This window comes from Sphaerisporangium fuscum (assembly GCF_018531465.1).
Classification (GTDB): Bacteria; Actinomycetota; Actinomycetes; order Streptosporangiales; family Streptosporangiaceae; genus Sphaerisporangium; species Sphaerisporangium fuscum.
The window spans coordinates 163,200-177,913 of sequence record NZ_JAHDTF010000016.1; the positions used below are offsets into that span (position 1 = coordinate 163,200).

At 72.3% G+C, this 14,714-nt stretch carries 10 protein-coding genes; 6 read left to right on the top strand and 4 right to left on the bottom strand.

Annotated elements, in window-relative coordinates:
* The first annotated feature begins 15 nt into the window (after positions 1-15).
* Positions 16-1,116, top strand: a complete 1,101-nt coding sequence (locus tag KIK05_RS21010; protein ID WP_214412472.1) for an epoxide hydrolase family protein — start codon at positions 16-18, stop codon at positions 1,114-1,116.
* Between the two features lie 86 nt (positions 1,117-1,202).
* Here the strand turns inward: KIK05_RS21010 and KIK05_RS21015 are convergent, their stop codons facing one another.
* The 4 genes from KIK05_RS21015 to KIK05_RS21030 form a co-directional block, all read right to left on the bottom strand.
* Positions 1,203-2,429 (bottom strand): low temperature requirement protein A, encoded by a 1,227-nt coding sequence (locus tag KIK05_RS21015; protein ID WP_214412473.1) that lies wholly within the window; start codon positions 2,427-2,429, stop codon positions 1,203-1,205.
* A gap of 208 nt (positions 2,430-2,637) precedes the next feature.
* Positions 2,638-3,210 carry a dihydrofolate reductase family protein gene (locus KIK05_RS21020; protein WP_214412474.1) on the bottom strand — a complete coding sequence of 191 codons (573 nt, stop codon included), beginning with the start codon at positions 3,208-3,210 and terminating at the stop codon, positions 2,638-2,640.
* Positions 3,211-3,514: 304 nt separating this feature from the next.
* Positions 3,515-4,288 carry a DoxX family protein gene (locus tag KIK05_RS21025; protein WP_214412475.1) on the bottom strand — a complete coding sequence of 258 codons (774 nt, stop codon included), beginning with the start codon at positions 4,286-4,288 and terminating at the stop codon, positions 3,515-3,517.
* A gap of 96 nt (positions 4,289-4,384) precedes the next feature.
* The gene (locus tag KIK05_RS21030) at positions 4,385-5,869 is read right to left on the bottom strand and encodes an MFS transporter (protein WP_308250034.1); all 1,485 of its coding nucleotides are present in this window, start codon (positions 5,867-5,869) and stop codon (positions 4,385-4,387) included.
* A gap of 324 nt (positions 5,870-6,193) precedes the next feature.
* Here KIK05_RS21030 and KIK05_RS21035 point away from each other — a divergent pair, with 324 nt between their 5' ends.
* The 5 genes from KIK05_RS21035 (at position 6,194) to KIK05_RS21055 (ending at position 14,675) form a co-directional block, all read left to right on the top strand.
* A complete protein-coding gene (locus KIK05_RS21035; RefSeq protein ID WP_250563143.1) occupies positions 6,194-8,059 on the top strand; it encodes a CHAT domain-containing protein in 1,866 nt (621 codons plus the stop codon).
* A gap of 143 nt (positions 8,060-8,202) precedes the next feature.
* A complete protein-coding gene (locus tag KIK05_RS21040) occupies positions 8,203-10,554 on the top strand; it encodes an AAA family ATPase (RefSeq protein ID WP_214412478.1) in 2,352 nt (783 codons plus the stop codon).
* A 165-nt stretch (positions 10,555-10,719) separates the two neighbouring features.
* Positions 10,720-11,703 (top strand): ABC transporter permease, encoded by a 984-nt coding sequence (locus KIK05_RS21045; RefSeq protein WP_214412479.1) that lies wholly within the window; start codon positions 10,720-10,722, stop codon positions 11,701-11,703.
* Between the two features lie 9 nt (positions 11,704-11,712).
* Positions 11,713-12,621, top strand: a complete 909-nt coding sequence (locus KIK05_RS21050) for an ABC transporter permease (protein ID WP_214412540.1) — start codon at positions 11,713-11,715, stop codon at positions 12,619-12,621.
* Positions 12,618-14,675 carry a dipeptide ABC transporter ATP-binding protein gene (locus tag KIK05_RS21055; RefSeq protein ID WP_214412480.1) on the top strand — a complete coding sequence of 686 codons (2,058 nt, stop codon included), beginning with the start codon at positions 12,618-12,620 and terminating at the stop codon, positions 14,673-14,675. The genes KIK05_RS21050 and KIK05_RS21055 overlap by 4 nt, the downstream gene beginning before the upstream one ends.
* The last annotated feature ends 39 nt before the right edge of the window (positions 14,676-14,714 follow it).

Genomic DNA, 14,714 nt, shown 5'->3' on the forward strand with positions numbered 1-14,714 from the left:
GAGAGGGTTACTCACATGGAGAACACGAACACCGCTTCCGAGATCCGCCCCTTCCGCGTCGAGATCCCCCAGGCCGAGCTTGACGACCTCAGGGCCAGGCTCGCCGCGACCCGGTTCACGGACGAGATCGAGGGCAGCGGCTCGGACTACGGCGTCAGCGTCGAGTGGGTCAAGCGCCTCGCCGAGTACTGGCGCACCGGGTACGACTGGCGGGCCTGGGAGGCGCGCCTCAACGCGTACCCGCAGTTCACCACCACCATCGACGGGCAGAACATCCACTTCCTCCACGTCCGCTCCGCCCGCGAGGACGCCCTGCCGCTGATCCTCACCCACGGCTGGCCCGGCACGGTCGTGGAGTACCTCGACGTCATCGACGAACTGTCCGAGGATTTCCACCTGGTCATCCCGTCCCTGCCCGGCTCCGGCTTCTCCGGTCCCACCACCGAGCGCGGTTGGAACCGCTACCGCACCGCCAGGGCGTGGGCGACGCTGATGGACCGGCTCGGGTACGACCGGTACGGCGCGGTGGGGAACGACGCGGGGTCGTTCGTCGCCCCGGAACTCGGCCGGGTGGCCCCCGGCAAGGTGGCCGGCGTGCACGTCACCCAGATCTTCTCCTTCCCCTCCGGTGACCCGGCGGAGTTCGCCGGCCTCACCGAGGAGGAGCAGGCCGCCGTACAGCACCTCCAGTGGTTCTGGGAGAACATGGGCGCCTTCAACCAGCTGCAGTCGCAGGCCCCGCAGACCCTCGCCCACGCGATCGCCGACTCCCCGGCCGGACTGCTCGGCTGGATGGGCCAGCTTCTCGGCGGCCTCGACGACGACTTCGTGCTGACGAACATCACCATCCACTGGCTGTGCCGCACGGCCGGCTCCTCGATCCGCTTCTACTACGAGGACGCCAAGGCCGCCGAGAAGCCGTCCGAGCCGACGACCGTGCCGACCGGACTGGCCGCGTTCGCCAACGACTTCAAGTCGATCCGGCGCTTCGCCGACCGCGACCACAAGAACATCGTCCAGTGGCACACCTACGACGTCGGCGGCCACTACGCGGCCCACGAGGCCCCGGACGTGCTGGCCGAGGACGTCCGCCGGTTCTTCACCACCCTGCGCTGACCGCGCCCGCACACCCCACCGGCCGCCCGCGAACACACCTGATCACGGGCGCCGGTGGCCAGGCGGATGCCACGGCAGGAGTGCGGTCAGCGCAGGTCACCGGGAAGGTCGTCAGGGTGAAGGTGAACCTCGGGGCCCGTCGGGGGCAGGGAGGTCTTGGGGCGGGTTCGTGTGTGTTCGGTGGTCAGTGCGGTCACCAGGAGGACGACGAGGGTGGCGAGCTGGGCCAGGGACGACCACAGGCCGAACAGGATGGTCACGGGGGCCAGTGCCGCCGCGACCAGGCGGAACGGGCGCGGGGGCAGGGCGAGGACGCGCCGGTAGGCGTGGTCGCCCGCCAGGTACATCGTGATGCCGATGGCGAGGGCGACGGCCGGTCCGATGTGCATGTGGTCGTAGGGGTGGCCGATGGCCTTCTTCACGCCCGCCGCGACCGCGACGATGCCGAGCAGCATCGGGATGTGGGCGTAGAAGTAGGCGCCGAGGATGAGCTTGGTGCGCTTCGTAGGGTCGGAGCCGGCGAGCTCGTGCTCGGCGGCCACCTCGTCCTCGCCGCCGAAGTAGCTCCACCACAGGCAGGCGGCGAGGGCCAGCCCGAGGACCGCGGCGATCAGCAGGCCGGGGGCCACGCTGCCGTGCGCGCCGATGCCGATCGCCACGACCGACTCGCCGAGGGCCACGATCACCAGCAGCCCGTGCCGCTCGACGATGTGGGCGGGGTGCAGCGGAAACCCCTTCTGCCCGATGAAGTATGGACTGCCCCAGAGCAGCACCACCGCTCCCGCCCACAGCAGGTACGCCAGGCCGCCGTCGAAGAAGTCCGCCGCGAACAGCAGCGCCGTGGCCGCCAGGTTGAACGGCACGACCCGGACGAACGAGGCGGTGGCCTGCAGGTACAGCCCCGCGTGCACGAGCACGATGATCAGGTAGCCGAGCGCGAACGCCCATCCGCCGCCGTCGAAGGCCGTCGGGATCGCCAGGGCCATCAGCAGGAACCCGGCCATGCCGAGCAGGATGAGGATCCGCCGGGCGGGGCGGACGGGCGGGACGGTGTTCGTCAGCCAGGCGTATCCGGAGTACATCCACCAGATGACCCCGAACACGAGCAACGCCCGGAGGGCGCCCTCGGCGGGAGCGGCTTGGCCGTGGGAGGCGGCCTGGTCGTCGGCGAACCCGTCCACGAGCAGCGTGGTCAGCTGCGTGACGGTGAAGACGAAGACCAGGTCGAAGAAGAGCTCGAGGGTGGAGACGCGGAGCTCCTGCTCAGGGGGAGTGGGCTCGACGCGTTCGGCGAACCAGCCGGGGAGTTGCATGGCGGTATTGTGGCGGACCCGCCGGTCTTCTCCCGACGGCGTTCGCTTAAAGCGGCGAGCCAGGGCCACCGGCCATCGGGGGCTCGAGCATCACGCGGACGGCGTCCGCGCCCGCTGCGGGCGGGCAGGGATGGGGACCGCTGTCGGCAGGCCCGGTCCACGGTGCCCCTGCCCGCTGTGGTGGGCAGGGGCGCCGGCCGGGAGTCGGTCAGTGGTTCGCGTCGCCCGCCGGCTCGTAATCGAGGATCACGACGCCCGAGCTGAGGAGGGTGGTGTCGGTCAGCCTCAGCTGGGTCTTGTCGTATCCGGCGAAGATGGGCGCGGCGCCGCGCCCGCCGAGGGCGACCGGGTGAACCCACAGGCGGAAGCGGTCGACCAGCCCCGCCTGCACCAGGGACCGGGCGAGGGTGACGCTGCCGTAGACGAGGATGTCCCCGCCCGGCTCCTTCTTCAGCCTGGGGATCTCCTCTGCGGGGCCGTCCTTGGCGAGGGTGGCGTTGTTCCAGGTCAGAGGCTCTTTGAGCGTGCTGGAGAAGACGAGCTTGGGCAGGGAGTTCATCCTGTCGGCGAAGCCCACCTCGTCGGACATGGAGGGCCACGACCCGGCCATGATCTCGTAGGTGACTCGCCCCAGGACGAGGAGGTCGGCGGCGAAGAGCTGGTCGTATGCGTATTTCGCCGTGTCTTCCCCGAAATTACTGGTAACCCAGTCCATTTCCTCGTTCGCGCCCGTCGCGAAACCGTCGAGCGACGCGAACAGGGACACAATTACTTTTCGCATGGGTACTCCTGCGGTCGGTTTTCAGGCACTCGATATATGGATGCTATCGGCTTTCTTCAAACCGGCCGCGCCGCCTTTCGCGGCGGGGTGCGGGGATCTCCGGCCGTCCCGGACGGCGGTGCGCCGCAGGACAGCGGCCCGGTCCACCGGCACGGCGACACGCTGTCGCCCGGCCCCTCGGGGGTCGCGTCGGAAACGGTCGCGTCCGAGGCGAGTGCCGGAGGTGTTTTCGGGGTGAGGCGGTGATTTATGTGCGCGCTCGACCTTATAGAGCGATTTACCTATACAGCTGACCGGTGAAGTTCTACTCGTTATCAGGTGCCGCGGCCTTGTGGCCGCCCGCGACGAGACGGTCGTCGGGAGAGGTGGGCGCGGCCTCGGCCGTCCCGCCGTCGCCCGTCCGTCCCGGGGCCTTCGCCGCGCCGCCCTTCGTGCCGGCCCGGGGAGCCCTGTCCTTGGACGTCCTCTCCCTGGGGGGCCTGGCCCTGAGAGGGGCGGTCGGGGAGTCCTCTTCCTTCGGTACGCCGGCGGGCTCCGCCTCCGCCGGGGCGGCGTCCCTGGGGGCCCCGTCCTGGGAGTCGCCGTCCTTCGCGGGCCGCGCCGTGTCGCGCCAGGAGGCGATCACGTCGTCCGCCTCCGCCTCGGCGGCCATCTCGTCGGCGGCCTCCGCCTCGCGGCGCCGGATCACCACCAGATGGTCGACCGACAGCCGCCCGGCCCCGACGACGGCGAGCAGGACGGACGCGGCGCCGAGCGCGACGATCAGGTTGACGTCGCCGCCGGTCAGCGGGAGGCCGGTGTCGCCGCTCACCAGGATGAACACGGCCAGCGCCTCGGCGAAGAGCACGAGCCCGCAGGCGGGCACGGCGAGGCCGGCGACCAGCAGCGCGCCGCCGATGAGCTCGATGAGCATGGTGGTGGCCGCCCAGACACCGGGGGCGGAGGCGCCCATCTTCGCGAACTGATCGCCCGTCGCGGTCAGGCCGAATTCGAGCTTGTGCCAGCCGTTGGCGAAGAAGATCCCGCCGACGCCCAGCCGGGCGGCCAGCGAAGCGAGATCGGTGAAGGCTCGTCTCACGGTAGCCATTCTGTAGGGGGTGGTCCGGCTTGCACAGACAATTGCCCTGTATCGCCTGACCCATGCGCGGCCCGTGAGGCCGCGGAGAGGAGCCCCTCAGTGGCCGTCCGGGTCCTTGGTGGCGCGGGGGACCAGGACGGCGGCGGTGACCGCCGTGACGGCCAGCAGGGCCACGCTGACCATGATGGTGGAGTGCAGGGCCGTGACGAAGGCGGCGCGGGCCGCGTCCATCAGGGCCGTTGCCGCAGGTCCGCCCACCTGCTGGGCGACGTGCGCGGCGGAGGCGAGCGACTCCCTCGCCTCGCCCATCTGGTGGGGCCGGATCCCGGCGACGGTGCCCACGCCCGGGGCGTACACCACCGAGGTGATCGTGCCGAGCACCGCGACGCCGAGGCCGGCGCCGAGCTCGTACGCCGTCTCCTCGATGGCGGCGGCCCCGCCCGCCCGTGACTCCGGCGCGGACGCCATGATCGTGTCCGAGGCGGCCAGCAGCGCGACCTCGACGCCGAAACCGATGCCGGCGAAGCACAGGCACAGCATCAGCGGGTGCTGCTCGGCGCCCCAGGCCAGGGTGGGCGCGAGGGACAGCCCGGCCAGGCCGAGGCCGCCCGCCATGGTGGCGCGCAGTCCGAAGCGCTGCAGCAGATGCGCCGCGCAGAGTCCGCCGGTGATGGCCGCGATCATGAGGGGCAGCATGCGTACCCCGGCCTCCAGGGGGCTGTCGCCGAGGACGAGCTGGAGGTACTGGGCGAGCATCAGCTGCAGTCCGACCAGCGAGAACACCGCGAGCAGCACGCACAGCACCCCGATGGCGAAGCCGCGCTGGGCGAACAGGCCGATGTCGAGGAGCGGCTGGGCGAGGCGGCGCTGCCGGGCGGTGAACCACACCAGCAGCACGGCGCCGGCGAGCAGCACGGCGAGGGCCGGGCGGACGCCGATCAGGCTGCCGTGCCCGGCCTCCTTCAGGCCGAAGGCGGCGAAGAGGATGCCGAGGGTGGACAGCACCGCGCTCGGGAGGTCCCAGCGGTGGCCGGGATTCCCGGGGCAGTCGGGCAGCAGGCGTACGGCCAGGGGCAGCGCCACGGCGAGCAGCGGCACGTTGATGAGGAACACCGCGCCCCACCAGAAGTGCTCGACGAGGACCCCGCCGACCAGCGGCCCGACGGCGGCTCCCGCGGCGGCGACCGCGCTCCAGACGCCGAGGGCGATGGCCCTCTCGCGCCGGTCGGTGAAGACCTGGCGGATGATCGACAGCGTGGCCGGCATGATCATCGCGCCGCCGACGCCGAGCAGCGCCCGGGAGGCGATCAGGGCGACCGGGCCGCCCGCGAAGGCCGCCGACAGCGAGGCGATCCCGAACACGACGTAGCCCCACAGGACGAACCGCCGCTTGCCGTATTTGTCGCCCAGCGTTCCGAAGGTGACCAGGAGCGGGGCGACGACCAGCGAGTAGACGTCGATGATCCACAGCAGTTCGACCGACGTCGGCTCCAGGGCGGCCGTGAGGGCGGGCACGGCGATGTGGAGCACCGTGGCGTCCACGGCGATCAGCAGGAGACTGGAACACAGGAGCGCGAGCACCGACCATCGGTTGGCCTGATGGTCTACGGTTGTGCGCCTGGCACGCGGACTTGGCCGGATGCCCAAAACGGTCATTGGCTAACCAAACGGACTCGGGACGCTGGACATGCGTCGCAGCTTAGGCCATCTCATCCGATACTTCAGCAGCTTGGAGCAACCTTCCCCAGCCAGGCGATCTCCAGAGGTTCCTGGGGACCCTGATCACGCTGGGACGCCGCGGACCTCTCTAGAGAGCTATAGGTATATGTCCGGCATCTAGGCAATCGGTGATCCGCAACGGACCATGACGACGTGGGGAACGCCGGCGAGACAGATTCCTCGCCGGTGCCGTCCCCGCGAGATCGCTCCGATCCCCGGGCGTGGTGCGTGGCCGCGGTGGCCAGGCTCGCGCGCGACCAGCCGGAGGGAGCGCTGGAGGCCGCCCGCGCGGCCCTGGGGCGCGACCCGGACGGCGAGTGGGGGCATCGGCTGGCGAGTCTCGCCCTTGAACGCCTCGGTCGCGACTCCGAGGCGGTCGTCGCGGCTCAGGACGCCGTCCGGCTCGCACCCGGCTCCTGGGCCGCGCGGCTCAGGCTCGGCTCCGTCCTCCGCAGACTCCCCGGACGCTGGTCGGACGCCTGGCTCCAGGCACGGCAGGCCGTGCGGTTCGCCCCCGAGCAGCCCGACCCGCACGTCCTGATCGGCGACCTCGCCCTGCTGCGCGGCGACCACCAGCAGGCCGCCGCCGCCTACCGCGCCGCGCTGCGCAGGGACGCCGACCACCCCGGCGCGCGGATCAACCTCGGCCTCACCTTTCTCAAATGGGAGCGCTCACGCGACCACCACGACCCGATCTGGACGGTCGACCCCCGCGAGACCGGCACCGCCCGCCGCGCCCTTTCGTCCTGGTCCCGCCAGGTACGCCTGGTGCTGGCGCTGGCCCTGGTGGCCGCCGCCGTGATCGCGTTCTGGTACGGCATGCGGGCGCAGGCGCGTGCGGGCGGAGGCGTCGTGCTCGTCGTCGTGCTCGCGATCACGGTGCGCCAGGCCCGCCGGGTGACGGTCTGGCGGCACGTCCCCGGCATGCTGGCCCGCGACCTGTGGCTGTGCGTCTCTGTGTCGCTCGCCCTGCTGGTGATCGTGGCGTACACGGCGGCGCTGGCCACCCTGCCGTCCTGGTCCCTCGCCGACGCGGTGGTCCCCCTGGTCGCCGACGCCGCCACGCCCGTGCTCTTCCGCTGGGACGAGATCGTCGGCGGGTTCTGGGCGGGACTGCTCGGGCTCGTGCTGTTCAACGGACCGGCCGTGGTGGTGCTGCGGTCGTTCGCCGAGGCCTGGCAGGGCAGCCCCGTCCGGGCGCTCGCCGAGTTCACCGCCGTCCCGCCCGAACGGGTCGCGCGGCGCGACACGACCGTGACCCTGTGGATCGTCGCCGCGCGGCTGTGGTTCCTGCTCGCCCTCCTCGCCGTGCTCCCCCTGGTCGCGGGGGAGGGGCGCGCCGCGCTCGCCGGGGCGTGCGTCCCCGCGGCGATGCTGTACGTCCGCGGGCGGGGCGGCCTGCGCACGCGTCTGCGGCCGATCCTGCGGTCCGATCTGTGGCTGGCGGCGGCGGTCGCGTTCCTTCTGCTGGCGTCGGCGGCGCTGACGGTGGCGGGCGTCGTGCCGGCGCTCGGGCTGCCGGCGGGGATCGGCTCGCGTGCCTGGTGGACGGTGACGGCCGCCCTGCTCCTGGTGGCGACGGCGTTCGCGGGGCGTGCGACCCGGGCCTGGTGGCGGGGCTCGGCGGGGCCGTGGCGGGCCTCGCTGATCCTCTGCGAGGGCTGCGGGCCCCGCCTGCCGGGCGAGGTGAGCCCGTCGGTGGCCCTCAGCCCCGAGGTGCGGCGGGCCTTCACCTACTCGCGGGGGGTCGTGCTGTCGTACGCCGACGCCGCCGGCCCGCGCACGCTGGCGGTGGGCGCGGTGACCTCGGTGAGCGGCTCGGGGGAACTGCGCCTGATCGCGGCGGAGGAGGCCTGGGCCGCCGCCGAACGCGACCCCCGCGTGGCCGTATTCGTCGCCGATCCCGTCGAGCGCCGGTTCTGGGCCGAGGTCCGCGGCATCGCCCTGCCCGACCCCGCCGAGGACGTGCTGCGCGTGACGCCCAAGCACGTGCTGGTCGGCGAGTACCCCGGCCGCCACGAGGCCCGCCCCTCCTCCCGCAGATCCTCCTGAACCGATCCCGCCCCGCCGCGATGCCGCCCGTTCGCCTGCGGGGACGCCGATGTGCCGTCGCGGCGCGTTTGAAGGGCACGGGGCGGGGGACGCGCGCTTCAGGCCTCGGTGCGGTATAACCGGGAGGCGACCGGGGAGGCAAAATGCGGGACTCCGACAGGGCCCGGCCGGCGGGGCGCGCCGCGGCCCGTGATGCGTTCGAGCGTGTCCGACTACGTTATTTCCAGCTTTCCCGCGCCGCCAGGCGGGTGATCTTCGCGGCCGTGCTCGTCGGCGGCCTCGCCCTGTCCCTGGTCCTCGGCTGGTCGCCGGTCACCACGTTCGTCACCACACTGTTACTCCTGGGCTTCGCCGAGCTCACCCTGCGCTTTCCCCGCGCCGCCGCGACCGTCCTGGTAGTGGTGGCGTGGTCGTGTGTGATGGTCGTCATGGGTGGTTACGTCCAGCCGCACTCCGCGCTTCCCACCCTGTTCATCCTGCTCGGCGTGGTCGCGGGCGTCGCCGCCCACCTCATCCGGTGGGTGACGCCGTGGGTGACCACGGCGGCGGCGCTCGCCCCGGCCGCCATGGTCGCCTTCGCCGTGGCGACGTTCTCCACCGACATCGCGGTGTGGGCCGCCTACGGTGTGGCGGGCGCCGTGCTGGTGTACCGCCTCGTCCAGGCGGGCCAGGCGCGCCGCCGCCTCACCGCGCCGCCCGCCCAGGCGCCCGTCCAGGCCAGGCAGCGGGCCAGGGACGGTTCCGGCGAGCGCGACGGGCGTCCCGACGGCTCCGCGCCGCCGCCGATCTCCGTGGAGGAGGCCCTCGGCGAGCTGGAGAGCATGATCGGCCTGGAGCCGGTCAAGGAGCAGGTGCGCTCGATCGCGGCCTCCATCGAGGCGTCGCGGCTGCGCGCCGAGGCGGGGTACGCCACCGAGCAGCCGATGCGGCACTTCGTGTTCGTGGGGCCGCCGGGCACCGGCAAGACCTCCGTCGCGCGCACCGTCGCCAAGATCTTCTACGCGTTCGGCCTGCTCGACAACCCCTACGTCGTGGAGGCGCAGCGCGCCGACCTCGTCGGCGAGTACCTCGGGGCCACGGCGATCAAGACCAACGAGCTGATCGACCAGGCGCTCGGCGGCGTGCTCTTCATCGACGAGGCCTACAGCCTGATCAACTCCGGCGAGGGCCAGCCCGACAGGTTCGGCGCCGAGGCCGTACAGACCCTCCTGAAGCGCGCCGAGGACGACCGCGAGCGGCTGATCATCATCCTCGCCGGCTACGAGAAGGAGATGACGACCTTCCTGGCCTCCAACCCCGGCCTGTCGTCCCGCTTCTCCACCCGCATCCACTTCCCGACCTATTCGCCCGCCGAGCTGCTGCGCATCACCGAGCTCCTGCGCGCCCGGCGGGGCGAGCGGCTCTCGGCCGACGCCCCCGCGGTGCTGCTCGGCCTGTTCGACGACGTCCACCGGCGCGGGCTCATCGACGAGCTGGGCAACGCGAGGTTCGCCCGCAGCCTGGTCGAGGGCGCCGCCCAGGCGCGCGACGTGCGGGTCGTCGGTGCCGGCGGCTCCCCGACCCGCGAGGAGCTCGTCACCGTCACCACCGCCGACCTCACCAAGGCGTTCAACGAGCTGACCGCGCGCTTCCGCGGCTACCAGGCCCCCCCGAGCCTGGAGGAGGCCCTGGCCGACCTCGACCGCATGGCCGGCCTGGAGCCGGTCAAGCGGCAGGTCCGCGCCATCGCGGCGCAGCTGCGCGTCGCACGCATGCGCCAGGAGCAGGGGCTCCCGGCCCCGCCGCAGATGCGGCACTTCGTCTTCGTCGGGCCGCCGGGCACCGGCAAGACCACCGTCGCCCGCGTCCTCGGCCGCGTGTTCGCCGCCCTCGGGCTGCTCGCGCGTGCCGACGTCGTGGAGGCCTCGCGGGCCGACCTCGTCGGGCAGCATCTCGGGGCGACGGCGATCAAGACCAACGAGCTGGTCGACCGGGCCCTCGGTGGCGTGCTGTTCATCGACGAGGCCTACAGCCTGGTCAACAGCGGCTACCAGGGCGGCGACGCCTTCGGCGCCGAGGCCGTGCAGACGCTGCTCAAGCGGGCCGAGGACGACCGTGACCGCCTGGTCATCATCCTCGCCGGATACGCCTCCGAGATGGAGCGCTTCCTCGCCACCAACCCGGGTCTGGCCAGCAGGTTCAACCAGCGCGTCACCTTCCCCTCCTACACCCCGGCCGAGCTGACCGAGATCGCGGACCTGCTGGCCGGGGACGCCGGCGACCGCTTCGACGAGTCCGCCCGGCGCGACCTCGGCGACGTGTTCGCCTGGGTCTGCGACGAGGGGCTGATCGACGAGCTCGGCAACGGCCGCTTCGCCCGCTCCCTGTTCGAACGCGCCGCCCTCGGCCGCGACGTCCGCCTCGCCGGCCGCGGCGGCACCGCCAGCGCCGAGGAGCTGACCACCATCACCAGCACCGACGTCCGCGCCGCCGTGGACGAGCTCGCCGACCGCTGACCCCCGCCGAGGGCCGACACCTGAGCCGGTCGGTGGGGTTCCTGTCACTGTGCGGTCACGGAATGTAGCAGGATGGGGGCGGGGAGTCGCGGGGGCTGGCCTCGCGGCGGATAGACACGGGCGAACCGCCACGGGGTGGTGACCGCCGCCGGCGGAAGGGGGGCGATGGCGGGATTCCTGCTGCGCCGGCTGGTCAACTACATCGTCCTGATCGCCGTCGCCGCGAGCCTGGCGTACATGCTGGCCGCCATCGCGCTGGACCCGAGGTCCAACTACGAAGGCCGCAACCCGCCCCCGCCCGCCGCGGTCGTCGACGCGCAGCTGTCGGAGTACAACCTCAACGACCGCACGCCCCTCGCCGTCCGCTACCTCACCTGGGCGGGGGGGATCCTGCACGGTGACTTCGGGCGCACCTGGAACGGCGACCGGGTCAACGCCGAGCTGCGGCGGCGTGTCGGCGTCACCTTCAGGCTGATCGTGTTCGGGCTGGTGCTGGGCAGCGTGGCGGGGGTGCTGGTCGGCGCGTTCGCCGGGGTGCGGCAGTACGGCTGGTTCGACCGCCTGTCGACCGTGGCCGCCTTCATCGTGCTGGCCGTCCCGACCGTCGTGCTCGCCAACATGCTGATCATCGGCGCGGTGTGGCTGAACGACCGCCTCGGCGTCCAGATCTTCATGGTCAGCGGCGAGTCCACGCCCGGCTTCGGCGGCGGGCTCGCGGCCGCGCTGCTCGACCGCGTCCAGCACCTCGCCCTGCCGACGGCCTCGCTGGCGCTCGGGCAGGTCGCCGTCTACAGCCGCTACCAGCGCAACATGATGCTCGACGTGCTGTCGGCCGACTTCGTCCGCACGGCGATGGCCAAGGGGCTGCGCAGGCGCACGGCGCTCGTCAAGCACGCCCTGCGCACCGCGCTCATCCCCGCGGTCACCTACTTCGCCTTCACGTTCGGCTCGCTGCTGGTCGGCGCCACCATCACCGAGTCGGTCTTCGGCTGGCACGGCATGGGCGAGGCGCTGGTCGCCTCCGTCCGCTCCAACGACGTCAACACCGTCGCCGCGATCAGTTGCTTCGCCGCGCTCGCCGTGCTGCTCGCCGCACTGGCCTCCGACGTGCTGCACGCCGTCCTCGACCCCAGGGTGCGGGTGGGATAGACGATGATGATGACCCTGCCGGAGGAGGAGTTCGCCGAGGTCGAGGCCGACGTCGAGCGCCTGCGGGTGCCGTCGCGGGCCCGGGTGGTCGCCCGGCGGTTCTTCCGGATGCGGCAGGGACGCCTCGGTTTCGCGCTGCTGGCGCTGATGTTCCTGCTGGCGTTCGCCGGGCCCCTCTTCTATCCCTGGTCGTACACCGACATGGACTTCTCGGCGTTCATGCAGCCGCCCTCGCCGTCCCACTGGTTCGGCACCCTGCAGACCGGCGCCGACGTGTTCGCGGTGACGCTGCGGGGGGCGCAGAAGTCGCTGGTGGTCGGCCTGCTGGTCGCGGTGCTGTCGACGGGCGTGGCGGCGGTCGTCGGCTCCTTCGCCGGCTACTTCCTCGGCTGGACCGACCGCACGCTCATGTGGGTCGCCGACCTGCTGCTGGTGCTTCCGGCGTTCCTCATCCTGGCGATCATGTCGCCGATGTTCACCAACGGCCGGTGGCTGCTGTTCGTGATCATGCTGGCACTGTTCCTGTGGATGGTGACCTCCAAGATCGTCCGTGGCATGACGAAGGCGGTCAAGGAGCGTGAGTACATCATGGCCGCGCGCTTCATGGGGGTGCGGCCGTCCACGATCATCTTCCGGCACGTCATCCCGAACCTCGCGTCCCTGCTGATCGTGGACGCCACGCTGAACGTCAGCGCCGCCATCCTCACCGAGACGAGCCTGTCGTACTTCGGGTTCGGCATCCAGCCGCCCGACGTCTCCCTCGGCGGCCTGATCGCCGACGGTGCCCGTACGGCGCTGTACGCCCCCTGGACGTTCTGGTTCGCGGCCGGCTGCCTGATCGTCACGGTCCTGGCCGTCAACCTCGTCGGGGACTCCCTGCGCGACGCGTTCGACCCCGGGGCGAAGGAGCCCCGGTGAGGTCCGCGCCCGTCGTACGACCCGGCCCCGTCCTGGAGGTGCGCGACCTGGAGGTGCGCTTCGGCGACGTACGGGCGGTGCGCGGGGTCTGCTATTCGGTCGAGGCCGGCGAGGTGCTCGGCATCGTGGGGGAGTCGGGGGCGGGCAAGTCGGTGGCGTCCCTGGCCGTGATGGGGCTGCTGCCCCGGAACGCCAAGGTCACGGGCTCGGCGCGCCTGCACGGCAGGGAGCTGCTCGGGGCCTCCGAGAAGGAGCTGGCCGCCTTCCGCGGCAAGACCATCTCGATGGTCTTCCAGGACCCCCTGTCCGCGCTCACCCCCGTCTACCGGGTCGGCGACCAGATCGCCGAGGCCGTGCGCATCCACCAGCGGGTGAGCAGGCGGCGCGCCCGGGAGCGGGCGGTGGAGCTGCTCGACCTGGTCGGCATCCCCCACCCCGCCCGGCGCGCCAGGGCCTTCCCCCACGAGTTCTCCGGTGGCATGCGGCAGCGGGTGATGATCGCGATGGCGATCGCCAACGACCCCGACGTCATCATCTGCGACGAGCCCACCACGGCCCTCGACGTGACCATCCAGGCCCAGGTGCTGGAGGTCCTCAAGAAGGCCCAGCGCGAGACCGGGGCGGCGATCGTCCTGATCACCCACGACCTCGGGGTGGTGGCGGGCTTCGCCGACCGCGTGCTCGTGATGTACGCCGGCCGGGCCGTCGAGTCCGGCACGGTCCGCGACGTCTACCACCGTTCCCGCATGCCGTACACCATCGGCCTGCTCGGTTCGGTGCCGCGCCTCGACGTGGGCAGGAGGCTGCCGCTGACGCCCATCGAGGGCAGCCCTCCCTCCCCGGCCCGCCTGCCGCCGGGCTGCCCGTTCGAGCCCCGCTGCCCGATGGCCGTCCCCGGGTGCACCGTGGGCGAGCCGCCGCTGGCGCCGGTGGCCCCGGGTCACGCGGCGGCCTGCATCCGCGCGGACGAGATCGGCGACAGGCCGGCCGTCCAGGAGGCTCCGCGGGAGGCGTCCGCCGCCCCGCCGGACCGGCGGACGCGGCCCGCGGAACGGCCCGTGGTGCTCCAGGTCGAGGGCCTGGTCAAACACCACCCGCTGATGAAGGGCGCGGTGTTCCGGCACCGCGTCGGCACCGTGTACGCCGTCGACGGCATCGACCTCGACCTGTGCGAGGGCGAGACGCTCGGCCTGGTGGGGGAGTCGGGCTGCGGCAAGACGACCGCGCTCATGGAGATCCTGGAGCTCGCCCGGCCGCAGCGGGGCCGCGTGGTCGTCTTCGGCCGCGACACCGCCACGCTGACCCCCCGCGAGCGGATGGCCGTCCGCCGGCACATGCAGGTGGTCTTCCAGGACCCGCTCGCCTCGCTCGACCCGGGCATGACCGTCCACGACATCGTGTCCGAGCCCCTGGTGACCCACGGCCACAGGGACACCGGCCGGCGGGTGCGCGGGCTGCTCAGGCTCGTCGGGCTCGACCCGGCCGACGCCGCCCGCCATCCCCAGGACTTCTCCGGCGGCCAGCGCCAGCGGATCGCGATCGCGCGGGCCCTGGCCCTCGAACCCCGGCTCATCGTGCTCGACGAGCCGGTGTCGGCGCTGGACGTGTCCATCCAGGCCGGGATCATCACGCTGTTGGAGGGCCTGCGCGACCGCCTCGGCCTGTCCTACCTCTTCGTGGCCCACGACCTGGCCGTCGTGCGGCACATCGCCGACCGGGTGGCCGTGATGTACCTCGGCAGGATCGCCGAGGTCGGCGCGGTCGACGCGGTGTACGGCACGCCCATGCACCCCTACACCCAGGCGCTGCTGTCGGCGGTCCCGATCCCCGACCCCGACAGGGAGCGGGAGCGCCGGCGCATCCTGCTCGAAGGTGACCTCCCGAGCCCCGCGAGCCCTCCCACGGGCTGCAGGTTCCGCACCCGGTGCCCGAAGTTCAAGGCTCTGGACGACGCCAGGCGGGCACGCTGCATAGAGGAGGAGCCGCAGGTCCGCCTGCTGGAGGGCGACCAGGGGGCGGCGTGTCACTACGCGGAGAAGCTCGACGTCGTCTAGCCGGACATCTCGGGTAGATGCCTATATATCTGGAGGAAT

What these genes read in the sequence shown, in the direction of transcription:
- KIK05_RS21045 (WP_214412479.1), top strand. Translation starts at nt 10,720, where the DNA reads ATGGCGGGATTCCTGCTGCGCCGGCTGGTCAACTACATCGTCCTGATC.
- KIK05_RS21050 (WP_214412540.1), top strand. Translation starts at nt 11,713, where the DNA reads ATGACCCTGCCGGAGGAGGAGTTCGCCGAGGTCGAGGCCGACGTCGAG.
- KIK05_RS21020 (WP_214412474.1), bottom strand. Translation starts at nt 3,210, where the DNA reads ATGCGAAAAGTAATTGTGTCCCTGTTCGCGTCGCTCGACGGTTTCGCG.
- KIK05_RS21010 (WP_214412472.1), top strand. Translation starts at nt 16, where the DNA reads ATGGAGAACACGAACACCGCTTCCGAGATCCGCCCCTTCCGCGTCGAG.
- KIK05_RS21015 (WP_214412473.1), bottom strand. Translation starts at nt 2,429, where the DNA reads ATGCAACTCCCCGGCTGGTTCGCCGAACGCGTCGAGCCCACTCCCCCT.
- KIK05_RS21040 (WP_214412478.1), top strand. Translation starts at nt 8,203, where the DNA reads ATGCGGGACTCCGACAGGGCCCGGCCGGCGGGGCGCGCCGCGGCCCGT.